General features: G+C 55.7%; 21 protein-coding genes and 3 pseudogenes. 5 read left to right on the top strand and 19 right to left on the bottom strand.

Annotated features, from left to right (window positions below):
• Positions 1-20: 20 nt before the first annotated feature.
• The 18 genes from IPM58_12405 to IPM58_12320 form a co-directional block, all read right to left on the bottom strand.
• Positions 21-1,322, bottom strand: coding sequence for a TolC family protein (locus IPM58_12405; protein MBK9307855.1), 1,302 nt, complete (start codon positions 1,320-1,322; stop codon positions 21-23).
• A gap of 55 nt (positions 1,323-1,377) precedes the next feature.
• Entirely contained in the window at positions 1,378-2,757 is a 1,380-nt protein-coding gene (locus tag IPM58_12400; protein ID MBK9307854.1) for an HlyD family type I secretion periplasmic adaptor subunit, read from the bottom strand.
• A gap of 48 nt (positions 2,758-2,805) precedes the next feature.
• A complete protein-coding gene (locus IPM58_12395; protein MBK9307853.1) occupies positions 2,806-4,977 on the bottom strand; it encodes a type I secretion system permease/ATPase in 2,172 nt (723 codons plus the stop codon).
• Positions 4,978-5,101: 124 nt separating this feature from the next.
• Positions 5,102-5,278, bottom strand: coding sequence for a hypothetical protein (locus IPM58_12390; GenBank protein MBK9307852.1), 177 nt, complete (start codon positions 5,276-5,278; stop codon positions 5,102-5,104).
• Positions 5,279-5,403: 125 nt separating this feature from the next.
• The gene (locus IPM58_12385) at positions 5,404-7,194 is read right to left on the bottom strand and encodes a hypothetical protein (protein MBK9307851.1); all 1,791 of its coding nucleotides are present in this window, start codon (positions 7,192-7,194) and stop codon (positions 5,404-5,406) included.
• Positions 7,195-8,445: a glutamate-5-semialdehyde dehydrogenase gene (locus tag IPM58_12380; GenBank protein MBK9307850.1), complete on the bottom strand. Its 1,251-nt coding sequence runs from the start codon at positions 8,443-8,445 to the stop codon at positions 7,195-7,197. It abuts the gene before it with no gap.
• A 188-nt stretch (positions 8,446-8,633) separates the two neighbouring features.
• Positions 8,634-9,311: a hypothetical protein gene (locus tag IPM58_12375; GenBank protein MBK9307849.1), complete on the bottom strand. Its 678-nt coding sequence runs from the start codon at positions 9,309-9,311 to the stop codon at positions 8,634-8,636.
• A 3-nt stretch (positions 9,312-9,314) separates the two neighbouring features.
• Complete coding sequence (locus IPM58_12370) at positions 9,315-9,902, bottom strand: hypothetical protein (GenBank protein MBK9307848.1); 588 nt, start codon at positions 9,900-9,902, stop codon at positions 9,315-9,317.
• 2 nt (positions 9,903-9,904) lie between these two features.
• A complete protein-coding gene (gene pilO, locus IPM58_12365; protein ID MBK9307847.1) occupies positions 9,905-10,477 on the bottom strand; it encodes a type 4a pilus biogenesis protein PilO in 573 nt (190 codons plus the stop codon).
• 3 nt (positions 10,478-10,480) lie between these two features.
• A complete protein-coding gene (locus IPM58_12360; GenBank protein MBK9307846.1) occupies positions 10,481-11,089 on the bottom strand; it encodes a PilN domain-containing protein in 609 nt (202 codons plus the stop codon).
• Positions 11,090-11,110: 21 nt separating this feature from the next.
• Complete coding sequence (locus tag IPM58_12355) at positions 11,111-12,109, bottom strand: hypothetical protein (protein ID MBK9307845.1); 999 nt, start codon at positions 12,107-12,109, stop codon at positions 11,111-11,113.
• A 1-nt stretch (position 12,110) separates the two neighbouring features.
• Positions 12,111-13,838, bottom strand: a complete 1,728-nt coding sequence (gene tadA / locus IPM58_12350) for a Flp pilus assembly complex ATPase component TadA (protein MBK9307844.1) — start codon at positions 13,836-13,838, stop codon at positions 12,111-12,113.
• 54 nt (positions 13,839-13,892) lie between these two features.
• Positions 13,893-15,107, bottom strand: a complete 1,215-nt coding sequence (locus IPM58_12345; protein MBK9307843.1) for a type II secretion system F family protein — start codon at positions 15,105-15,107, stop codon at positions 13,893-13,895.
• 42 nt (positions 15,108-15,149) lie between these two features.
• Positions 15,150-15,884: a LysM peptidoglycan-binding domain-containing protein gene (locus tag IPM58_12340; GenBank protein MBK9307842.1), complete on the bottom strand. Its 735-nt coding sequence runs from the start codon at positions 15,882-15,884 to the stop codon at positions 15,150-15,152.
• 70 nt (positions 15,885-15,954) lie between these two features.
• The gene (locus IPM58_12335; protein ID MBK9307841.1) at positions 15,955-16,323 is read right to left on the bottom strand and encodes a prepilin-type N-terminal cleavage/methylation domain-containing protein; all 369 of its coding nucleotides are present in this window, start codon (positions 16,321-16,323) and stop codon (positions 15,955-15,957) included.
• Between the two features lie 9 nt (positions 16,324-16,332).
• A complete protein-coding gene (locus IPM58_12330; GenBank protein ID MBK9307840.1) occupies positions 16,333-16,839 on the bottom strand; it encodes a prepilin-type N-terminal cleavage/methylation domain-containing protein in 507 nt (168 codons plus the stop codon).
• Positions 16,836-19,157 (bottom strand): hypothetical protein, encoded by a 2,322-nt coding sequence (locus tag IPM58_12325; GenBank protein ID MBK9307839.1) that lies wholly within the window; start codon positions 19,155-19,157, stop codon positions 16,836-16,838. The genes IPM58_12330 and IPM58_12325 overlap by 4 nt, the downstream gene beginning before the upstream one ends.
• Before the next feature lie 397 nt (positions 19,158-19,554).
• Positions 19,555-19,794: a transposase gene (locus IPM58_12320; GenBank protein MBK9307838.1), complete on the bottom strand. Its 240-nt coding sequence runs from the start codon at positions 19,792-19,794 to the stop codon at positions 19,555-19,557.
• 73 nt (positions 19,795-19,867) lie between these two features.
• Between IPM58_12320 and IPM58_12315 the strand changes: the two are divergent.
• The 3 genes and pseudogenes from IPM58_12315 to IPM58_12305 all read left to right on the top strand — a co-directional run bounded on the left by IPM58_12315 (position 19,868) and on the right by IPM58_12305 (position 21,779).
• Positions 19,868-20,104 (top strand): annotated as a pseudogene (locus IPM58_12315) (transposase).
• Positions 20,105-20,204: 100 nt separating this feature from the next.
• Positions 20,205-21,365 (top strand): annotated as a pseudogene (locus IPM58_12310) (IS30 family transposase).
• Positions 21,366-21,413: 48 nt separating this feature from the next.
• Positions 21,414-21,779 (top strand): IS3 family transposase, encoded by a 366-nt coding sequence (locus IPM58_12305; GenBank protein ID MBK9307837.1) that lies wholly within the window; start codon positions 21,414-21,416, stop codon positions 21,777-21,779.
• A 440-nt stretch (positions 21,780-22,219) separates the two neighbouring features.
• Here IPM58_12305 and IPM58_12300 read toward each other — a convergent pair.
• Positions 22,220-22,976 (bottom strand): annotated as a pseudogene (locus IPM58_12300) (IS5 family transposase).
• Positions 22,977-23,266: 290 nt separating this feature from the next.
• Between IPM58_12300 and IPM58_12295 the strand changes: the two are divergent.
• Together IPM58_12295 and IPM58_12290 are read left to right on the top strand one after the other, a co-directional pair.
• A complete protein-coding gene (locus IPM58_12295) occupies positions 23,267-23,503 on the top strand; it encodes a hypothetical protein (protein ID MBK9307836.1) in 237 nt (78 codons plus the stop codon).
• On the top strand, positions 23,497-23,730 hold the full coding sequence (locus IPM58_12290) for a hypothetical protein (GenBank protein MBK9307835.1): 234 nt from the start codon (positions 23,497-23,499) through the stop codon (positions 23,728-23,730). The genes IPM58_12295 and IPM58_12290 overlap by 7 nt, the downstream gene beginning before the upstream one ends.
• Positions 23,731-23,976 lie beyond the last annotated feature (246 nt).

The raw sequence follows: 23,976 nt of genomic DNA, 5'->3' as shown, positions 1-23,976 counted from the left end.
CTTCGTCCCGCCTGACCAACTTAGTGCACAGTCTGTAGACTTCCCGTCGAACGGGCGAGATGAATTCGGGCGGCGTTGAGTTGAAAGAGCGCATTCACGAGGTGTTCCCGGGCACGCGCCACAGCCGAGAGTCCGTTGGTCAATTCAAAGTGACTGGCGGACGTGATGACGGCATAGCGTTCACGGGCAAGAGCAAGCTCCTTCATCGCCATCTCAAGACCGGCCTCTGCGATGCCGACCTGTTCTTTGGCAGCGGCGAGAGAAGCTAGTGCATCATGCACCTCCATCTGAACTTGATTGAGCACCGATTTCATCCGGAGTGTCTCTTGCTGCAACTGGCTGCGGGCTTGCGCGATGCGGCCTTCGCGCTGGGTACCATCGAAGATGGGAATCTGGAGAGTCAACGCCAGGTTGTACGTATCCAGTGAGTTGTTCCAGCGATTCCCGATGAGGCCATACTCTCCCTGTGCGACTAACGACGGGACTCGCTCGCCAGTGATGGACGAGTAGGTCAACTCCGATGCCTTCACGCGAATGAGCTGGGCCTGAACCTCCGGTCTCCGGCTCAGAGCACTCTCCACCGCCTCCCCCGGCGTCGGCACATCCGGAATGTCTCTCTGCCACTCATCGATCAGCGTGACCGAGCTGTCCATGGGGAGTGCCAACAGATTGATCAGCCTCAACTTGGCATGCTCGAGTGCGTAGCGCGCCGATACACGCTGTTGCCGCTCCGCAGCCAGTTGCGCCTCGAGTCTGGCAAGATCGAGTCTCGTGGCCACCCCTCCACGTTGTCGCTGCTGGACGGTGCCGAGTAACTCGTTCATCACCTGCTGATTGGCCTCATGCATCGCGACCATCGCCATCGCTCGCAATCCTTCCATATAGACCAGGCCCACGCTGGCCATCGTGTCCAATGCGCGCACGTCCGACTCCCGTTCGGTCACGTGCAATGATTCCCGGGAAGCTTTCCAGCGTTGAATGAGGCTGAGGCTGAACACATTTTGCGTGGCACTGATCCGCGTATCAACAATACTGAATGGGTCGGTCCGGACCGGTGACAGCCCGATCGTCCCGAGGAATTGCGTTTGCCTGGTCTGCCGAACGTTGGCGGACACATTCGGGAGCATCGCGCCCAACTGCGTCTGCACCTGGCCCTGCGCTTCCAGAATCCGTTCCTTATAGAGAAGGACATCTGGGTTGTTCTGAACTGCTGCAGACAACGCGTCGTTCAGTGTGAGCTGAAGAGAATGGATAGGAGGCGCCGATAGAGAAGGAATCGACTCGTTGCTCGTGGAATCAGCCGAGCCAGTATCGGAAACCAATATCCCAGTTACACACACACACGCACAAAGAGAGCGTCGCCATGCAGTCATATGGTTATCTCTCTCTCAGGCTTTCACTCATGGACTTCAGTAACGGACTTAACACATACTCGATGATCCGTCGCTGACCCGTCTTGATCTCGACCGTCACCGCCATCCCAGGCGACAGGTTGACCTGCTTCCCTTCAACCAGCATCGATCCTCGATCCAGACTGACTCTGGTGGGATAGACCAGACCAACTTTTTCGATAGAGGCCGCGTCATCCGAAACTGTGACCACGTGACCCGGAATGGTGCCGTAGAGCGTGAATTGAAAGGTTTCGACCTTCACCTCAACCGGCTGCCCTTCCCGAATAAACCCGATGTCCTTGTTTTCGACCTGAGCCTCCACTTCGACCGGATGATCCTTGGGTACAACGATCAATAACTGCTGCGCCGGCGTCACGACTCCCCCAACCGTGTGGACGGCTAACTGCTGCACCACCCCGTCGATCGGCGTCACCAACTTCTGCAACCCGGCCTTTTGATCAGCCTTCGCGACCTCCTGCGCCAATGAGGCGGCTTTGGTTTCGAGTGTGGACAGCTCCGTCTGCTTCGTCTGTTGAAACTCTGAGCGCATGGCTCGATACTGGGTTTCAGCCTCCGCAAGCGCCGCTCGATCCTGTTGAAGTTTCTTCTTTTGGCCGGCTAATTCCTGTGCCTTGTCGATTCGCTGGCCTTCCGCCTGGAGGAAATCCATCTTGGTCACGGCCCCATGATCAAGCAGCTGTTTGTAGGCTTCGGCTCGTTCGGTCTCCATCGGCACCGTCGCTTCTAAACGACGAAGATTCTCCTTAGTCTGGCCGACGACGGCCCGACGTTGATCAACGAGATGCTGAGCCGCGGCGACCTTGGCGTGGTACTCAGCCAGTTGGTCTCGCAACAACTGCTGCTGCAACAGGATAGATGCTTCTTCTGCGTCGGCAGGCGCCTCAAACGTGGCTTGGTCTTGAATGAGGGCTCGCAGACGAGCGGCTTCGACTTTGGCCGCACGATACTCATTGACCGCTTGTGCTCGGTCGGCGACATTCAGCGTCGAATCAAGTTCGATCAGGACATCGCCCTGCTTCACCGGCTGTCCGTCCTGGACACGAATGGCAGCAATGACCCCGGCTTCGTAGGGTTGAATGACTTTGGAATAGCCGCTGGGAATGATCTTGCCCTTCGCCGTCGCGACGATGTCGATTCTTCCAAGCGTCGCCCAGAGGGCACCGGCTGTGAAGGCCGCTAAGATCGTCCAGAGCAAGGCGCGCCCGATCGGTGAGGGAGGCGCCTGTTGGATCTCCAGCACGGCCGGAAGAAACTCGGTGGCACGCACACCAAACGTGGCATTTCCTAATGGCCGGCCTGATTCAGCCTGCCAGGCCGCTTTCCATGCCGCCCAATGTCGAGCCATGGTTCCGAATGCCATCCGTCTCCCTCTCTGCGACTGTGCGCCCTTTCCCTAGGCCGCTTGATGCGCATGCAGCCTTGCATAGAACCCACTGGTTCGCAGCAGCTCGTCATGCGTTCCTCGCTCGATGATTTCGCCTTTGTCGATGACATAGATGCAGTGGGCCTGCCGCACCGTACTCAACCGATGGGCAATCATGAACACCGTCCGTCCCTGGCTGATGTGGGCCAAGTTCTGCTGAATCACTGCCTCGGACTCATAGTCCAGCGCACTGGTCGCCTCATCGAAGATCAGAATACGCGGGTTCGCGACCAATGCCCTGGCAATGGCGATCCGCTGGCGCTGGCCACCCGACAAGGTGCATCCATGTTCTCCGATCACAGTATCGTACCCATCGGCCAATTCCAGGATGAACTCGTGGGCTCCGGCGAGTTGTGCCGCTTGCATCACCTGCTCCATCGCCAACCCAGGATCGGTCAAGGCAATGTTGTCACGCACGGAGGCGTTGAACAGAAAGTTTTCTTGCAGCACGACTCCGACTTGTCGGCGCAGCCAAGCCGGATCAACCTGCATCAAATCCACTCCATCGATCACAATCCGCCCTCGCTCAGGCACATACAAACGCTGCATCAGTTTCGCGACTGTGCTCTTACCCGACCCCGACCGTCCGACGATACCGACGATCTGGCCTGGTTCCACCGCGAACGACACCTTTCTGAGGATCTCCAAGCCATCTGGTCGATAGCGAAAGACGACGTCCTCAAAACGGACCTCTCCGTTCACGTGTGGAAGGGTTGTCCGATTAGGATGATACGAAGGCTCCGGTTGTGTATTGAGCACATCACCCAGTCGTTGGACCGAAATCCCGACCTGTTGAAATTCTTGCCAGAGGTTCACCAAACGGAGAAGCGGCCCGGTCACCTGTGCAGACAACATATTGAACGCGATCAACTGCCCAACGCTGAGATCGCCTTCGATCACCCGATACGCCCCCACCCACAAGACAGCCACCGTGGTGACCTTTTGAACACAGGTGGCTGCATGTCCGGCAATCGTGATCAGGCTGGTTGCCCGAAAGCTCGCCCGCACATACCCGGCCAGCTGTTCCTCCCATTTCCGCAACAACGGCGGCTCCACCGCCAGAGCCTTGACGGTCTGAACCCCGCTGACGGCCTCGACCAAGAACGCTTGGTTCTCCGCGCCTCGATTGAATTTGTCATGCAACCGAGTCCGGATTGCCGGCGTGATGGCCACGGATAACAGCGCATAGATCGGCAATGACGCCAGCACAATGAGCGTGAGCGTAGAGCTGTAGAACCACATCACCGTCAAGAAGACGGCGGTAAAGACAACGTCCAACAGCACGGTGACTGAATGGCTGGTTAAGAACTGACGAATCTGCTCCAGTTCACGCACCCGTGCGACCGTGTCGCCGACTCGCCTGGCTTCAAAATAGGACAGCGGGAGCGTCAAGATATGGCGAAAGAGCTGGGCCCCGAGGGTGACATCGATGCGATTGGTCGTATGAGACAGCAGGTAGGTCCGAAGCCCCCCAAGCATCGCCTCGAAGACTGCGAGCACAATCATGCCGATGGCCACGACATGCAGCGTCGTAAACCCTTTGTGGACTAATACCTTATCGATGACCACTTGCGTAAACAACGGGGTCAAGAGCGCGAAGAGCTGGAGAAAGAAGGAGGCCATCAAGACTTCGCCGAAAAACTTTCGGTACTTGACGAGGGCCGGAATAAACCACGTGAAATCAAACTTGAGGTCTTGTAGCCGAACATGAACCCGTTTGGTGAAGAGCAGCAGATCCCCGGTCCAGATCATTTCGAACCGCTCACGTGACAGCACGAGCGGACGGGTCTCATCGCCATGCTGGACCAACACCTTTTCACCCTGAACTTTTGCCACCACGAGATACCGCCCATCCACCAACTTCGCCATCGCCGGCAAAGGCATCCCAACCAGCTTATCCCACTTAGTTTGGACGACACCGGCCTTGAGCCCAACATGCTTGGCGGCACGAAGGAGATCGGTCTCGGAGAGCGCTTGTCCCGACTGCGCAAACAGGTGCTGGAGCTGCGAACCATTGGCAGGAAGATCATGAAACCGGGCGAGAATCAGGAGGCAGATCAGTCCCGTGTCTGTGAGATCTGGTGGAGTCTCTTCCGTGACGGAATCGGACTCAGGAGGACCCTGAGCGGCCTGCGCTGACATGCCGCCATCTTAGGATATGGATGACGGATGACCAAATGAATTGACGATTATACGCAGTAGCCCTTACCGGTTAGCTATCAACCGAACCGTGGCTGATGTGACCGAGCATGGAGAGAGCGCGAGGTTATCCAAGATAGCGCCCATACAGAAACGCCACAAACTGTTTGGCACCCCGCATGCGGTTCTTGACGTTTTCGTCAGAGACACCGCCCTGTCGCAGTTGCTGTTCAAACCTGACCAGAGCATCCCTGAGCTCCTTTCGCAATTCTCTCTCGATCACCTTATCCAGTACGCTCGGCATGATTGTCCTCCCCAATTAGTTGGAAACGCTCTGGCTTGCATGGGTTTTGATACCTGCACTAGAACTCGGATTCTACAGAAATTGCTGAAGAAAGGCAGTCTTAAATTGGTTCACCACCTTGACGGTCATGACAAGACGCGCCTGGCATAAAACAACGTGAGGCCTGATTTCACTCTGGCCTTCGGGAGAATCGTCTTGTGCATGAGAAAGGTTGGAAGCGACGCGACCGGTTGATCCCAGCAAAGCTCCCACCCTTCTCCGCTCAACAACCGACGTAAATCGGCAGGTCCGACGACAAAGGCATGACCACGTGGTCGTATCTTGTGCCTCCATCGGGCGATTATGGGCAATATATGGGCGGGGGAACCAAACAAATCGTACGGGAGCCAGCAATAGGCCAGATCAAATACGTCTCGAACTACGCTCGCTTCTTCAGCGGTATCCGCCATCTTCATTCGAATTCGATGCAACCAATCCCACCTCTTCACCGCGGCACACTGCATCCAGATCTGCTGAGCCTGACGTTGTGCGTAGGCCACGTGTCGGATAGCAACCGTATAGTCACGGGGCCGATCGAAGAGGATGCAGGTTGCAATCGCGGCATCCCCATTGTCGATGAAGACGCGCTCAGCCTGTGATCGCAACCGACCAATTTCTCGATCCTGCTCTCCCAGATCGTCCAGATAATCCGCAACCAACGGCTGGGCAGCCAACTCGCTGATCTCGCTGTCATCTTCCGGATACAGCGGTACTGCACCAAACGCCTCGATAGGATCAATCTCAGGAACCCCCTGCACGAAGACGGTTCGCCAATCCACAGGGCTGAGTTGCTGGCCGACAGAAGCCATCGGTACGACCTGAAGTCCCGTCGCCAACGAGACTCTCGTTTCCCTCTCACGGTCCTTCAAGATCAACTGTGCTCCCTGGACATGGACGCAGCGATCGAGTGGACACACCTGACGCGCTCTTGCACTCATGTATGACAAGCCCGTAGGGTCGTCCTGGAGCGTGACTTTTTGAACCACCCCGTCCTTGACCGTCAGGCAGACCCTCTGCTTATCATCAATATACCGCATGGGGTAGAGCTGAGCCGGCACCCACGCCATGGCGCAGGATTTCGAGGGATTCATAAACTCTGTGAAGGGGTCACCGCCTGTCGACGGCTTGGGATCAAAAAAACTGCTGAACAGACGAAAGGCCGCCTCGGATGGATAGGTGGGAATTCCTCGATAGTGTAAGGATCTTGGAACCGCCCGATCCTTGTTCTGGTCGTCGTAGAGTCCTCGTATGAGTTCGAATACTGCTGAACCAGTCCCTGGCAAGAGCGACTTGAATAACTCGACCACCGGAAGAAAATCAATCTGGTCCCAATGCATCGCCCCCATGCACGACATGAACCGCGCGTGTTCGAATCCGCCGTCATCAAGCACATACAGCGCGTCTTTACGCTGCCGAATCGTCGCCCCTCCGTGAGAATCGATGCTGAAGTCTTCATCCCGATAGAACCACCGCACGTCTTCGAGGGGGACTCGGAGCGCCCCCGCTGCCATGGCGCGAAGATCATCGGGAGCGATCCACTGCCAATTGGGCTTCGCCGCAAGATTCACCCTCGTCTCATGCACCAATCCGCTTGGTTTGATACCAACCCACCGGCCCCAATCCAGTCGAACTCGTGCACGCGTCAGCGAAACTCCGCTGGTTCTATTCACTTCCCATTCGCACTCCTGCAACGGATGACCCGCAGGATCGGTCGCGAGGAATCGTCGTCCGTCAGGCCGATAAAAGACGAGGTGCCCGGTGGGAAGCGTGTCGACACGACCGCCGTTCCGGTCGAAATGTTCAGCGAGTGTGCGCGTCGAGTGAAACCGAAGGTGGCCAGGCGTGTTCAGAGCAATTGCGAGAGCATCCGAGGGCATTTAATCGCGCAGTTGACCGTTTCCCAAAACAATGAATTTTGAGCATGTGAGCTCTTCCAATCCCATGGGGCCTCTGGCATGAATCCGCGAAGTACTGATACCGATCTCGGCTCCAAGACCGAACTGATAGCCATCGTTCAGTCGAGTGGAGGCGTTCACCAGCACGGCACCGGCATCGATTTCTTTAAGAAATCGCATCGCGCGTCCATAGTCCGTCGTCACAATCGCCTCTGTATGCCGCGATCCATACTGTGCGATGTGCTCCATCGCTTCATCCATGTTCTTCACAATCTTCACGGCAAGGATGAGATCGAGAAACTCTCTCCCGTAATCCTGTTCGCTCGCCGGCTTGGCGTCGGCGATCAACTGGCAGGTTTTGGGGCAACCGCGCAGTTCGACGTTTCCAGCCTTGAGACGTACCGCAAGTTTTGGTAACAGCGTTCTCGCCATCGACTGGTGAACCAACAAGGTTTCCATCGCGTTGCAGGTGGAAGGCCGCTGCACTTTGGCATTGACGCAGATCGCTTCAGCCATCGCCGGATCGGCTTCGGCATCGACATAGACATGGCACACGCCCGCGTCGTGCTTGACCACTGGAATCGTTGAATGTTCCGCGATGAGTTTCATCAACGACTCTCCGCCTCGCGGAATGATTAGGTCGATGAAACGGTCCTGCTTCAGCAGCACAGGGACCAGCTCTCGATCGGCGCGCTCGATGAAGGTGATGGCACCGGAGGGAACACCCGCTTTCTCTGACGCCTCAGAGAGAATCCTGGCAATCATGGTATTCGAGTGAATCGCCTCGCTCCCTCCACGCAAGACACAGACGTTGCCGGATTTCAAACAGAGCGCTGCCGAATCAGCCGTCACGTTCGGACGGGACTCATAAATAATCCCGATCACGCCGATGGGCACCCGGACACGCCCAACTTGCATCCCATTGGGCCTCGTCCACATGGTTCCCATTATCCCCACAGGATCGGGCAGCTTCTCCACTTCGCGAATGCCGGCCGCCATCTCTCCAATCCGTTTCTCGGTCAGCCGTAACCGGTCTGCCATGGCTTTTTTCTCAGGCGCCGTGCCGAACGCAGCGAGGTCCCGTTCATTGGCGCTGAGCAATTCGCCGGACTTCGCTTCCAGTGCCTCCGCCATCGCGAGCAACGCATGATTCTTGGTCGATGTGGAGAGTGACGCCAACCGCCTCGTTGCCCGTTGGGCCTTGGAAACTAGCTCCAGCACATACTCCGGTATGGGAAGCGCCTGAGATGCGTCGCTCTTCTGATCCAGAATGGTACCCTCTAGCGATTCCACGCCTCTCCTCAAGGATGTGTTTGCTTGGGAACGATGTTGACAATACCGTGCAGGTAAGAGACGGGTCAAGGGCCCCACGAGCACTGCTGGACAGGTGATCGCTTGCCCGGTGGAAGACGGCCACCAGCCTACGGCGCAGTCTCTGGCGGCACATCGATGTCCGGCATTGGAGGCGAGTCGATGGAATGCATACCTTCCTCTTGCCCATCCACCGATTCCTCCACAGGGACAGAATCGGAAGCCACTCCCTCTCCTTGGCCCATCGGTGGAGTCGCTATGCCTGGTTGTCCTGGCACCGACGTCACGCTTGGAACAGTTCCCGCTGCCATGGATGGGTTGGGATATTGGAACGCCCAATCAAAGTAGGTAGGTGTTCCCTGGAAGTGACGAACGGCGGGTGGAAAGTTGCTCTGCTTGATCGGCCTCTCCCGGCTTTTACTCCGCACTCCCATGATACCTCCGGTCGGGGCACGAATGAGTTGCCACTCACCCCGCCCTACCGGATCAATATAGACCTTCCTGAGAAACGGTTTAGGTGGCCTCGTCAATTCGGCAAGCGTTTGAGGATACACCTCGCCCGGCATGACTCTCCCTGATTTTTTATGAGCCGAGAACAGCGCCAACGCCGTTTGGATTTCAATCCCCTTGGCCAATAACTCAGCTTCCAACTCCCGCTGAACAATGACCTTCCACTGTCGAGCCGTCATCGTCATGGTCAGACCTATGACGGTGATGGCGAGCATGACCATAAGGTAGGAGAAACCGGCTTCTCGCCGTCTCAGAGAGGACAAGATCCCCTGCATCACCTCTCACTCCTGCCCCACGGGGTCATCCGACAACTGCACAGTCTTTTCCGTCCGGGATTCGGTATCTCGCACGGTCACGCTCTCGGCCGTGATTGATCGGAGAATCAAATGATCGTCAACGCGGTCCCCTACCCTGAGCATCATCACCTCATCATCTTTACTCAGCACAGCCATATCTTTGCGTTTCTGCTGCCCCTCACCTACGTGTAAGAATCCAAGATATTTGTACTGTGTCGGTTCCTCTGCCTCTACCTGTTCAGCAACGGTCTCCTCCGACACCGAATCTTGCCGTTCCTCCGACACCCTGTCTTCGCTGAGAGGAAGCACGCCATCAGGACGAGGTATCACAAACATATTCCGAGGTGCCGTGAACGTTGCCTCACGATGAACGCTCGCCGAAGCAAGAAGCTCCAACTGTACACGCCTGCTGGTTCCGGCAGCCGTGACCTGTTCTCCTGAACCAGGAAGACCCGTGATATTCGTGAGCGGCACATGCAGCGGTTCTTCCATGAAATGCCATTGCCACGCTGCCAATCCTACCCAGAGAAGAATCAATGCGGATGCCACAAGCACTCTCTTTCTAGGCTTCATGGCTATCGCCCTACGTCCGGCAAGATAGGCTTCTCCGAATCGGCACGAAGATACGTCGCAATCGTGATATTGAAGGTCAAGACATCATCTTGTGCGTTTCCAGATCGACTGAGTTCCAAATCTTCTATGAACAACAACTCATCCGCGGTCTCCAGGTTATGGATGAACCGTCGGAGATCCTCATAGCGTCCGCTCATTGGTCCCTGAAGCAACCCTTTACTCGTATTGGCAACGACCGTCGGTTCTGTCCGATATGATAAGGTCGGCATGGTCACTCGATTACGCTTCGCTTCTTCAGAAATCCCCAGAGCCAAGGGAGCAAAATCCTGTTCGTCTGGCAACAAGGCCCACACTTCCGTCAGGTCTTTTTGTGCTTTTCTAGCCTCTCGGTGCTGTAGCAGCAACTGCCGTGTTGCGACCCAATCCTTCTCTAAGCGATCTCGTGCCGACAGAAGACCGGCTAACCCGACATCTCGTACCACGAACACCATGATCAGAAGGCTCACGACGACGCTCGTCCAAGGAAGCAATGGTGCGAAAGGATGCCGCAGCACGACAATCAGGCGCTCTTTCATCCCTTACACTCCATCCTGGCGATACTGTACGGTGACATCAAATTCCACCAACCCATTTTGGCCGGCACGGTGTTGCGCGAGTATTGGATCTTTAAACATCGCATGATCCTGAAGCCCTACGGTGAATGCCGTGACGTCCTCCAACGTCATCGCGGCCCCGGTTACTCGAACCATGGTCCCCGCTTGATCAAGACGCACACTGTTCAGTGCCAGACGTGAAGGGACGGTCTGCTCTAATTCTGTCAGAAACTTTGTCCACGAAAATGTTCTCTTTTGAAGAAGTTGGTTGGCCAATTCGATCTCGAAAGACAGACGACTTACTGCCTGATCCGATAAATCGACTCGTTCATGCGTCGCCTCCGCAATAAAGTCAAGGTCCTGCTGCCGGACTCGCTGCAATTGATCTTCAATCATTCGACACTCTTGATAGGTCGCCACGGCTTGCGCGAGATTCCAGAGCATGTCAGACACAAGAAGGACACAGCTCCCTATCAACAGAAGACGCAGGGGAGCCACAGCGGAGCGGTATCGGCTGCATAGATTGACCTGAAACTGTTCGTCACCACCGCCTTTCAGCCAGTTGAACTTCAATGATTTAAGAAATGTGCTCATTCCAATACGCATCCCTCGCCATTAGGGCAATCCTGCCAACGCCGCCAACGATGTCATCCCACGATGGTTTTCTTTTGCCACCCAGCCGAGCCTCTCGATCGACTTCCAATGCAGTTGCTCGACCGAGAGTTGAAGTTCGCCCTCAATCTGTTCCTGAAAGGGTGAAACCTCCCCTGCTGCACAGATCACGGCTTGATCGACGGTCAGAGAAGGATGCCGCTGATGACAGACTTCCAGCGACACACTGCACTCCTCTAGCACCCTCTGTAGCAATTCGGGCTTATTCAGGACATCGGATACGTCCTCCCCCAAGAGTTTGCATCGGTAAAATAGCGGGCCCCCTCGTCGGCACACAATTATAGTCAGCGCTCGATCGGACAAATTGATCCACAGAATGGTACGCTGAAACCACTTCGACCTGTCTGACACACGCCTCCAAAGATTGAACAACCTGAGGCTTGTCATCCCGATATCGTACGGGATCAATCCAACAGATTCACAGAGCGATTCATACTGTTGGAGCACCGATTCCTGGATCGATGCCGTCAAAACCGTGTAGCCTCCGGATGGGCCCATTTCTTGATCGCGAAAGACTTGGAACACTATCTTGGCCGCGTTGAGCGGGAATAGCTGCTCCTGCGACAATCGCCACCGAATGAGGTGTTCTCGCTCCTCGCGCTGAGTGGGAAGCTGCTCAAAGTGAAGCACCGCCGCTCTCGCTGCAGAATCTGGAAGGAGGGCAGTGATTCGTCGAGGAACAACCAAACGAGTAGCCCAGCCCGCTCCTCGGTAAGTTCCTTCGGAATTCGTTAGATTCTGGATGCGGTCGGCTAGCGCCGAAAGGTTAGACAAATTGAGGTTCATCGGGGAGGGGCTGATCAGGTCGTTCGGAAGCACGGACATGGAACACCTGCGCCGACGCTGTCCACGCCAGCCTCGTTCACTCTCGGCCCACGCGAGTGAGTCGGTTCCGAATTTCAGACAATACTGGGGCTTACTGCTCCACCAGTCCCACATCATGTCATCCCTCTTCACTGAAGGTTACACGATTGACCTCGCGAAGCGATGTCTCCCCATTCAACATCTTCTTGAGTGCCGATTGCCGAAGCGTAATCATCCCGTCCGTCACCGCTCGATACCGAATCTCCGACAACGGCCGTTCCGCATGAATCATTTCCTTGATCTCATCCGTCAAATCGAGAAATTCCGTGATGCATTTTCTGCCTCGATATCCGGTGCCGTGGCATTGTGGGCATCCCTTCCCCTCATAGAACGGCGTATCTTTGTACTGCTCGTAATCCAATCCAGATTCTTCAATGAGGACTTGTTGCGCTTCTACGGCTGTCCGACAGGACGGACATAAGATTCGGACCAACCTCTGCGCCAACACGCAGTTGAGCGCGGCCAAGAAATTATAGGTATCGATCCCCATCGACGCGAATCGCCCAATGACATCAAACACATTGTTCGCATGAACGGTCGTCAAAACGAGATGGCCTGTCAAAGCTGATTGAATGGCGATCTGGGCGGTCTCAGGATCTCGAATTTCGCCGACCATGATCTTGTCCGGGTCATGGCGAAGGATGGACCGCAGGCCTCGTGCAAACGTCAGCCCCTTTTTTTCATTGACAGGAATCTGCACCACACCTGGAAATTGGTATTCAACCGGATCTTCGATTGTGATGAGTTTGTCTTCGAGCGTGTTCATTTCAGAGATGGCCGCATACAAGGTCGTTGTCTTTCCGCTTCCGGTCGGCCCGGTCACCAATACCATGCCGTATGGTCGAGTGATGGCTCGACGAAACCGCTTCAGATCTTCCGAATTAAAACCGAGCCGTTCCAGCTTCAAGGCTGATACTCCGGTCGCGATGGAGTCTCGATCAAGTATTCTGATGACGACCGACTCACCAAACACGCTTGGCAGGATCGACACGCGGAAATCCACTGTCTTCCGATCCAGTCTCATACGAAAACTTCCGTCTTGAGGTACTCGACGCTCAGCAATGTCAAGCTCCGACATAACCTTCAGGCGTGAGACCAAGGGAGCGTGCAATCGAATATCCAGCGGTTCCATGGCTGGAATCAGGATACCGTCGACACGAAGCTTCACTTTCGTTGAACGGTCGGCCGCCTCAATGTGAATATCGCTGGCGCGACGTTGCATCGCACTGAGCAAGATCGAGTCCAGTAATTTGACGGCAGGACTTTGATCTTCGCTGGCCTGATCAAGCGCAGAGATTTCTTCTCCTCGATCATCTTCTTTCACGAGAACTGATCGATATTCCGCTTCGAGCTCACGCAGCGCGTGACTCGATCCTTCACTCCGTTCCAGTGCGGCCAGAATGGCGCTCTTGGAGCTGACAACTCGATCCAGCGGCTTCTGAATCAGGAGTTCCAACTCATCAAGCGCTAACAGATTTTGAGGATCTGCAATGGCGATCGTCACCATGCCTGAATGCTCAGCGATAGGCACAAAGGGAACGCGCTGCATGAGTTTGACGGACATGGTCTCGAAATATCGAGGATCGACACGAAAATCGACGAGTGCGTCGTACGGAAGATCGTATCGTGTGGCCAAGGCCTGGGCCAACTGGTCTTCTGAGAGAAGCCCTTCAGCTACTAGCGTTGGCCCCAATGTGGCAGGCACTTGGTTCAATCGATGGAGGACCTCGTCAACAGTGTGCTTATCGAGCAGGCCCTGCCTTACCACCACGTCTGCCAGGGAAGGACGCACAAGGCTACCCGGCATGAGAAACCTCCCTCACTATCGGCCCTTGGGGTTCACCGTCTGACGCACGCATCTCTAACCCCCAACCGCTCCAGCCATCTGAAAGACCGGTAAATACATCACAATGACGATCCCACCGACCATTACTCCCATGATGAGTAGGAGTGCCGGTTCAATCCATGTGGTGAGCGTAGCAAGCCTAGTATCAAGGTCCCCCTCATAGAACTCTGCGATATCTCTCAGCATCGCATCCAGAGAACCAGTCTCCTCCCCCACCGCGAGCATCTCGATCGCAAGTCGAGGAAGGACCTTCGGTCGGTCCAACGCCTTCGCGAGGGTCGCACCTTCACGAATCTCATCGACAGCCGGCGCCAGCTGTTGCGAAACAAACTGGTTTGAAACCGCCGTTCTCGCGCTGTGCAGCGCATCCACAAGCGGAGTACCACCGCCGAGAATCGTTCCCAACGTTCTCGCAAGTTGGATGGTATTGTGTTGGACGATAATTTGACCCACCAGGGGAAGTTTCAGAAAAAGGCGATCGATCGACACACGCCCGACCGACGTCCTGTAGTACGCTCGTATGCCCACCAAGACGGCGCCTACGGCAGCCACTGCCGGAATAGCCCATGCCTCAGCATGGGTCACGGCCTTGAGTAGTAATTGGGTTGCCCATGGTAAGGTCCTCGCCGATTCTCCGTACACTGATACAAAGGTCGGCATCACATAGGTCAACAGAAAACCAATCACTGCGATGCCAATGAGGACAAGAACAATCGGATAGGAGATAGCCTTGGTCACCTTTTGACGAAGGGCGACCATCAGTTTCAGATACGTCACGTACCGTTGGAGCACATCCGGAAGGTTGCCGGATTGTTCTCCTGCTCGTATGGTCGCAACATAGAGATCTGAAAAATATGCGGCGTGTTTTCCTAGCGCATCCGAGGCGGAGGCACCACCTCGAATATCCCCCTTCACCTCGCGGAGGGTCTGTTGAAATCCAGGATGTCCAGCTCGTTCGATGAGCAAGTCCCAGACTCGTAAGATCGGCAATCCCGATCTGATGAGCGCCAAGAGCTCTTGGTTGAAGATCAAGAACTGTCCAACCGGAAGCCGTCCACGAAACCAAGGCTTCGCCACTTGGACTGTGGATATTCCACGCCGATGCAGATGAAACACCAAGAGCCCCTGCGCTTCCAGCCTGGCACGAACGAGCGCCTCCTCTTCTCCTTCAACATGGCCGTTCAACATGGAGCCATCGGGACGCGCTACTCGGTACGCAAATACTGCCATACCCTAAGCCTTTCGAACATGCGAACGACTCATCGTGTTCTCCTACATCCCTTCATCTTCGAAGGCATCGGCAGATCGCATCGGCACACTGAGGAGTTGACCCACGTGAATGCGATCATCGATAAGCTCATTGATGACCATGAGGTATGCCACTGTTGTCTGATGTCGCCTCGCGAGGCTCCAAAGCGTATCTCCAGGCCTAATCGCCACACTCACATGACGTGAGGCAGTTGGAGAATGCGTAAAAACCGAGGCTGCTCTGGCCGAAGAGATCCTGTCCAGCGATTCCTGAACCTCGTCCCGCTGAGCCTCTTGGGCAAAACCCTCTTTAGTCGCATCCACTCGCTCATCCTGCTGCGCAGTGACCGAGGCCGGCGACACTGCTCCCTGCGTCTGTTTTCCGGGGTGTGACAACTGTTTGCGGAGGTGCCGCAGCTGACTCTGTAATGCGGTTGTCGTTCGCCCCATCCGCTCTCGCTCAGAGCGCGCTCTGGCCAACTCTTCCCGTTGGAGATCAACCACGCGGCGAGCTTCGGCCAGCCGACGTTCCACTTCCCGACCAGTCCCCTCGAGTTGAGCTCGGAGAATCTGTAGATCCGCGTATGATTGGCGCCGCCGATCAACTTCTGTCTGGAGTTCGGTAATCGTTCGTTGGGCGTTTCGTAATGAACTGTTGAGGGTATCGACAGTGAGTTGGAGATCCGACCTCTCAGGATCCAAGAGAGGTTCAAGTGGACTACATGCCACCATCCCCATCAGAACAACTCCGCTCATCATGCTCCGCTGCGTCCATTTTGAAACCATGCGCAGTGGACACAGTTCCTGCCAACGTACCCTCACGACACGATCACCATTTGTTATAGGGAGTGTCATTTGTCCCCACCAAGTCGGATCCCGAATACACATCAAAGATGCCGCCCTCTGTCGGCTCGGTAATTTCTTGCCAGGAAGTCGACGAATTCGTAAATGGGTCTTTCGGGATAGCCCTAAGATATCCCGCGGACACCAAGCCTTCTAAGGATGGGGGATACTTGCCCTGGTCGGCACGGTGATGATCGAGCAACTCGCGAAGAGTAAAAAGATCCTGTCTCAAGACCGTTTCCTTCGCTCTAATCAGGGATGATTGATACGATGGAGCGGCGATCGTGGCTAAAATCCCAACAATGGATACCACGATCATCAGCTCGACGAGTGTGAATCCTCTTTCATCTTCCATTCCATGCCTCTACCAATCCTGATACTTGCTGCCATCCAACGCAGTGGCTTCGCTCTGTGTCATTACATCGTAGACATCCTCGCCACACCAGCTCGTCGGCTTTGGATGGTCTTTGTAACAACGCAACAGCCAATCAGATTTTCCCGTCAGAGGATCTACCGGCATGACCCGTAAATAACGCCTAACCGTCGTGCCTCGAACAGTTGCCTCTTCTCCGGTGAGCTTCACCCCCAATAACATATTCAGTGACTTTGGATATCCGTAGGGGCCGGAGACTTCCTTGCAGACCAACTTATTCTTCAGACACACAGGTCCCAGCAGGACATTCCCGTCACGATTCCACTCCATCTTGAACAGATCAATAGCACCGCGAACGATTCGAAGTTGTTGGCGCAGCTGAATTTCATGCGTTCGTTTGGTCGATACCTTACTGAGCGGCATGGCTATCGAGGCCAACAGAACGACAATTGTCATGGTAACAAGGACTTCGACTAATGTTAGCCCACCCTCCTTCACCGAACTCTCACGACGCCCGACCCGGTGACCCTAGAGGATGCTTCAGCCTCAGCAACGACATCGGAGCTACTCAACTCCACGCGAATAGTCGATACCCCTGGTGCCCTTCCCACAAAGGTGAGGTTCATGGCCCGAGGCGATTGCTGATCCGGATGATCCTGTTGAAACATGAGAGTTCCGACTCGGTTTCCATCTGGCGTCTCACCATGTGGGAGGAGCTTCGCCTCGCCAAGCTCCTTGAATTCCAGAATCTCAGGGTCGTATTCCAATCTAAAGGTGTCCGCACCAGATGCTCGGATTCGAGCATCTACAATGACCATCCTCACCTCCCTACCGGTTTGGACAACCGCGTCATCAGGCTGCACCTCCAAAACAGGACCTGGCGTCGCTCGTTCGGTCAATGCCTGGACCGGCTTCACCTGCGTTGTACCTTTGGACGTCATCCCGAGTTGACTTCCTGGCCTTCCGTGCTCACCACGCAACGATGTTGATATCCGTCTTGTCGATCCGGAGAACACTGGACTTGTCGAATAGTTGAATTCTGTCCCAGACCAAAACGCCTGATTCGTAGAGCCCGGAGGGAGTGGCGGCTGGGCAATACGGGGGGTAATAGTCAAGATAACTTCCGTCGTCACGCGCTCGGTTTTGAACGAACTCAACAACTTTCCAATGAGCGGCAAATCCCCAATCCATGGCATGGTGACACGTGTTCGGCGATCTTCCTCTTGGAGAAGGCCCCCAAGGACAACTGTTTCACCATCTCGCATGCTCAGGGTCGTTTCAGCAGAGCGATTACCAAACTTGAATTGCTGGATGAGCGGAGAAGCCTGCAGGGTGACTTGATCACCAACCCGAATAACCTCCACCTTTATCTTCAGGGATAACTCATTGCCCAATCGGACAGAAGGCTCGACCGTCAGTTTCACACCCGTATCTCGAAACTCGATTGACGTGACGGTCGATGTGGTCGGAACAGCTCCGGTGGTGGCTTGCCCAGGCAATACATTGGTTGTGGACAGAAGGATCGGTTGTTTGTCCCCGATATTGATCTCCGCTTTCTTGTTATTGATGACACGAATTTTTGGCGAAGCCAGTGTCTTGGCATCGGATTGCTGCTTAAAAAAATCCAACAGCACGGTTGTCGGCAGCTTGAACAGGTAACTGTCTTGCCCTAGATTGGTAAGTTGCCGGTAGGTCATCTGGACGGCCTCTGCGGCCAGCGTTCCCGTGAATCCAGAGGCAATCAATCCAGCTCCAGCTTGCTTCGGATAATTCAGCCCATACGTCTGACTCTTCGTACGATTGACCTCCAGTACTTCGAGATCGAAGAGAACCTCTGATTCCTGTCGGTCATTGGCCAGAATGATCTTTTCTGCAAGCTCTAACTTTTCCGGCTGATCACGAATAACAATCGCATTCAGTTGCTCATTGGCATGCATTCGTTTTGAATCCAACATGCTCTTGAGTAAGAGCACCATATCTTTAGCCTTCGCCGTTGAGAGATAGAAGGTCCGGATCATCAAGTCTTGGTATTGCTCCTGTTTTTGCTTGGTATCCGGGCTCACGACTAAAACGGTCGGAGATATGTGACGCGCGAACAGGCTGTTGCTTGTGAGAATCAACCGAAAGGCTTCTTCAAATGGCGTGTCCTGAATAGAAATTGATATGGGATCATTTCTGACGTCTTTGTCAAACACGAGGGTCAGGCCACTCGCTTTTGCCACAGCCTCCAGGATTTCCTTGATACCAGCACTCTTGAATTTCAGGGTCACGGGCTCCTTCATCCCCTCCGCTCTGCTAAGCGCTTGTTGCTCTTCGGTGAGCCGAGCGATGCCATTTAGTGGCGCTTCGTATGTCGGATCAAGTTCCACGGCCCGCGCGTAGCTACCTAATGCCTCCTCCATTCTCCCCAGTTGTGCCAGACGTTCTGCCTCACGAAAATGAGATCGTGACTCCTTCAAGCGAGTGGCTTCCTGAAAGCTGGATTGGTACTCGACACTGGAAGGTTCGATGGTGAGTGCGCGCTTGAATTCTTCAAGCGCGAGATCATCTTGGCCATCTCTGATGAAAGCACGGCCACGTTCAGCATGCATTGCAGCTGTACGTCCACGAGCCAACGCATATTTACTCTGAAGAGTGGGATTAAATGGATCTTCTTTTAACGCCTGCTTGTACGCAAGACTGGCCGCTTCCCATTGCTCCCCCGCCAAATAGTGATCCCCTCGCTTGGCTTCTGAAGACACAAACAGAGAACACCCTGTTAGCAAGAGGATGACGAGTGCGAGCGCATGTAGACATGCCCGTCGACAGCAAGCCACGATCTGATCTCCTTAGGATGCGTACCAGGCAGCATGGCCCGATCGCCCCTCACAGACATCAATTTCTTATACTACGGATCAAGAAACGCTCAAAGGAAAAGCCTAGAAGATGAAAGAACGTTTCGTGGTTTCAAGTTACCGGTGCATAATTTCTCTCACGGCGTGATAGCGAAACTGTGGTAGGCTCGCAAAAGTGGACTCCTTCAATCTACAATGGAGAGGTCCGTAGGGGGCGTATAACATTAAGGACGGTCTGATTAATTCACGGTTCCATTCAGAAATCTTTTTCTCGAGTAACTTTCAGGTCAAATTCGGTGGGCGTCCGATAATCCGCAGGCCTGTTCATGGGGGAGGCCACCGTCTGATGACCTCTGGCTGGCCTCTGGCCCCATGTTCCCTACGCCCCTGCCATGAGCCGCCTCCGCGCGACATAGAGATTCGCTAACCCGCAGCTGATATACAGCCAGTGCGCATTCTTTGCCAGCCTGCGGTACCGGACTGTGGCCCACCCGAAGATCCGCTTGATGACCAAGAAGGCATGTTCGACGTTCGCCCGCACTTTTGATTTCGTGCGGTTCCGAGCCCGCGCCTCCTCACTCAGTGGCCGATGCCGATACGCTTTGGTCTGGCGGTTCATTTCGCTGAGAAACTGAGCTAGGTTCGAAAAAGTGGACGCCTTCAACCTATGATCTGAGGTCTGGAGGTGTCGGATGGAACGGTTACCGCGACAGCAGTATACGAAGGAGTTCCGAGAGCAAGCCGTGCAGCTGGTCTTGGAGCAGAAGTTGACAATTCCGGAGGCCGCAAGGCGCCTGACCATGTCGGGCAAAACGCTCAAGAACTGGGTGGGGCAAGCCTGGCGAGGCCAACTCGCGACGCTGGGAGAGAGCCGACGGCCCGTGACGGAGCTGGAGGCCGAGGTATCTCGGCTCAAGCGCGATCTCGCTGAAGCACGCATGGAGCGGGACATCCTAAAAAAAGCCACGCTAGGTTCAAGTGATCAATGCAACACCCTCTGGGGTACAGTGGAATGGGAGGGTGATTGCGATGGGACAGATGGGACGCCCGGGCTTGTCTGCGGCCCAGAAAGCGGACCTATGGCAACGGTGGAAACAGGGGCAGTCGTTAAGCGAGATCAGTCGGGCCCTCGGCAAACACGCGGGATCAATTCATGGGGTGATATCCTCGAACGGGGGATGCATTCCTTCTATTCGGCGGCGACCCCCGATGGGCCCCTGACCTTAGCAGAACGAGAAGAAATTTCGGGGCCTAGCACTGGGGGACTCGATCCGACAGATTGCAGCGATGCTCAGGCAAGCGCCGTCGACCATCAGCCGGGAAATCCATCGGCATGGTGGGGCCCACCGCTATCGGGCGTCTGAAGCTGATACGCGGGCGTGGGATCGCGCTCGACGGCCCAAGCGCTGTCGGCTCGCGACACAGCCGTCGCTCCAGCGACTCGTCGCGAACAAATTGACACTGGATTGGTCGCCCGAACAAATCGCGGGCTGGCTCAAGCGGGAATTTCCAGCGCAGGGCACCATGCAGGTCTCCCACGAAACGATCTACCGCAGTCTGTTCATTCAGGCCAGAGGCGTGCTCAAAAAAGAGCTCCTGGGACATCTCTGATCCCGGCGCATGATGCGGCGGGCACAAGCCGCAAGCACAGCGGGCCAGCCGCGCGGGCAAATCGTTGAGGGAGTCTCCATCCGCGACCGTCCGGCTCACGTAGAAGATCGGGCGATTCCCGGTCATTGGGAAGGGGATCTGATCACCGGAGCACAACACACGCGCATCGCCACTCTGGTGGAACGGCAATCGCGCTTTACGATGCTGGTGAAGGTACCCGGGAAAGATACAGCGAGCATGGTGACGGCAATGACCACGCAGGTCCGGCAACTACCCTCAGCCTTGCGGCGCTCACTCACCTGGGATCGTGGGATGGAATTAGTGCAGCATAAACAATTGACGATCGATACCAAGATGCAGGTCTATTACTGTGACCTGCAAAGCCCCTGGCAGCGGGGCATCAACGAAAATACGAACCGTTTGCTGCGGCAGTATTTCCCGAAAGGCACAGACCTGTCACGCTACTCTCAGGCAGATTTGGACAGGATCGCATTACGGTTGAATCAACGTCCGCGGAAGACGTTGGGATTTCGGACGCCAGCGGCTATACTGGAGGCAGGTGTTACTCTCACCGGTTGAACCGACCACCGCGCACGTTGCGAAGGCGCAGCTGCCCGGTACGCGCTCATGAGGACGCTGCGGCTCCAGTATCCGTTGACGCTGTTGTGTCGGGTACTTAACGTGTCCCGAATCGGCTACTATCCCTGGTGTACCCGCCGTCCCTCGAAACGCGCCCGGGAGAACCCGTGGCTGGAAGTGGCGATCCAGGCTGCGTATGTGCGGACCCGCCAGACATATGGTCCAGAACGACTGCAAGCCGAACTACGTGCGGACGGCTTTCCAGCGGGGATCGACCGCATCAAGCGGCTGCGGAAGAAACTGGGCCTGCGCTGTACACAGGTGCGTCGATTCGCGACGACCACGGATTCGACGCATGCGCTGCCGGTCGGGGAAACGTGCTGGCTCAGACCTTACCACCAGGCGACCGAATGAGACGTGGGTCACCGATATTACGTACGGTACGCCCAACCAACGAAGCCTGCCTGTTTGGGGCTGAGTTGCTTGAGCATGTCTGGAATGCATGACTCGATGGTAGCAGTCACAAGCATGTCCTCTTTCTGTTACGAGAAGGAGTGAGCCGAAGCGGCGGTGACTTGCCGGACACTGGCAAGGTGACGAAGTCCGCAGGAAACGGGGCGTGCGGCGAAGGGGTTACGCCAAGATGCACCTCTAGGCTGAGCACGGGTGGTTGAGGAACACGCACCTATTGACACGCATCTGAGGGTTGAAATGTCACCCCTGCCTACACCGCTCGCCAGGCAGGACGCGGATCCGTGCCCGCATACGTATGGACGGGAACGGCGAATGCGGGCGAGACATGTACGCTGGCCAGCAGGGAGTCATGGGGAGCGCGTAGCTAGGGCCTGTTCATACTATCGTACGCCATCCACGATCAAGGCGAAGGTGATGAACGCGATGAACATGACATCAAGTTTGTCAAACTGGCGAGAAGAGGCGCCGAAATCCTTTGAGCCGGCGGAACAACCGCTCGATCTCATTGCGGCGTGCATACAGGGCGCGATCGTAGTCCCATGGCCTGCGGCGATTGTTTTTAGGGGGCACCACCGGGACATATCCGAGTTCCACGGCCAGCTGTCGTGTCTCATCGCCTTCATACGCTCGATCCATGAGCGAGGAGATCGGGCACGGCCGTTTCCCGAAACGATGCAGCAGCTTGCGCCCCTCAGGGGCATCGTGGGCCTGGCCTGGAGACAGGGTAAATGTCAGGGCCGTTCGAGCATTTGCGGCAACCAGATGAATCTTGGTGGTCCACCCGCCGCGGGATTGGCCAAGGGCTTGCGGACCGTTTTTTTTAAGGCCCCCGTCCCATCTGGATGGACCTTGACGATGGTACTGTCCAACGCCACGGCCTCGATCTTCACACGAATGATCTGCGCCTGTTGCAACTGGGTAAAGACCCGATCCGGCACGCCGCTCTTTGCCCACCGGTTCATGCGTGTATAGATCGTGTGCCAGTTCCCAAACTGCTTGGGGAGGCCACGCCATTTGCAGCCTTGCTCAGCAACGTACAAGATCGCGTTGAGCACCTGTAGATTGTTGAGCGACGTTGCCGTGTTGAGTCGGCAAGCATCGTTCGATGTGACGATACTGTGCCTCGGTAAGTTCCATATGCGCAGTATCGCATAAACAGGGTCAGTAGTGTTAACAGGCCCTAGATCATGACGTCCGCGACGACTTGCGGAACGCAAGGAGAAAGACTGCGATAGGCAACCTCGCCCGTGTGTGAAGGCCAGCATGTGAACTGGGGAAGGCGTGTACCGATAACCGATGACAAGGGAGTGTGTCCCCCGACGCGGTACACGTTGACGGAGCCCTCGTAGTAGTCCGAGGTCGGGAAAGCCGGCCACATGGCGAAGGGGGCAGTTTGAGCGGCATGTGTGGTGGATTACCTGACCACAATGAGGAAGACCTTTGATAATCAGGGAAATGCAACGCAAGCTGGCAACGTGGTCAACGGAGAACCCCTGAACGTAAGTTTGATCGACTCCCTGAGACTGATTGCCGATCGAACATGGCTGGCAGAAGCCGCGCGCATCACGCCTGCATCCAGTGGTGGGCGAACGCCGGGCGTCGATGGGGTCGATAAGACCATGATGACGAAACCTTCACCAGGAACTGGCGACGATCCGTGCTGAATTCTAGCGGGCTCCTGTACGCCGCCCTGCACGGCGCGTGTACATCCCCGAAGGCGAACGGCACGTTGAGGCTCTTTGGGATCCCCAATCTGCGGGATCGAGTGGTCCAGAGAGCGATGCTGATGGCCATGGAGCCGATCTGGGAGAGTGATTTCCATCGGGCGTCCTGTGGCTTCGCCAGGCCGGCTCGAAGTGTGCACCATGCGATACGAACGGTCAAATTGTAGCCGCAGGAAAGTGACGGCAAAGAACGGCGGGGGTCGTTGGGTGATCGAGGTGACTCGCCAGCTATTTTGAGACGGTCCATCACCGCCTGTTGCAGAAAGCCGTCTGCAAACGTATTGATCAGCGCTTCTTGGCCCTGCTGTGGACGTGCATCAAAGCAGGGGTGTGTTGATCGGGGTCTCTTTTGCGCCGCGAGCGAAGGCGTTCCACAAGGGGGAGTCATCTCTCTCCGTTGCTATCCAACATCA

Origin of the sequence: Nitrospira sp., from assembly GCA_016715825.1 — a bacterium.
Taxonomy (GTDB): Bacteria; Nitrospirota; Nitrospiria; order Nitrospirales; family Nitrospiraceae; genus Nitrospira_D.
The sequence above is the reverse complement of the archived record's forward strand: the minus strand, read 5'-3'. Positions and strand labels throughout refer to the sequence as shown.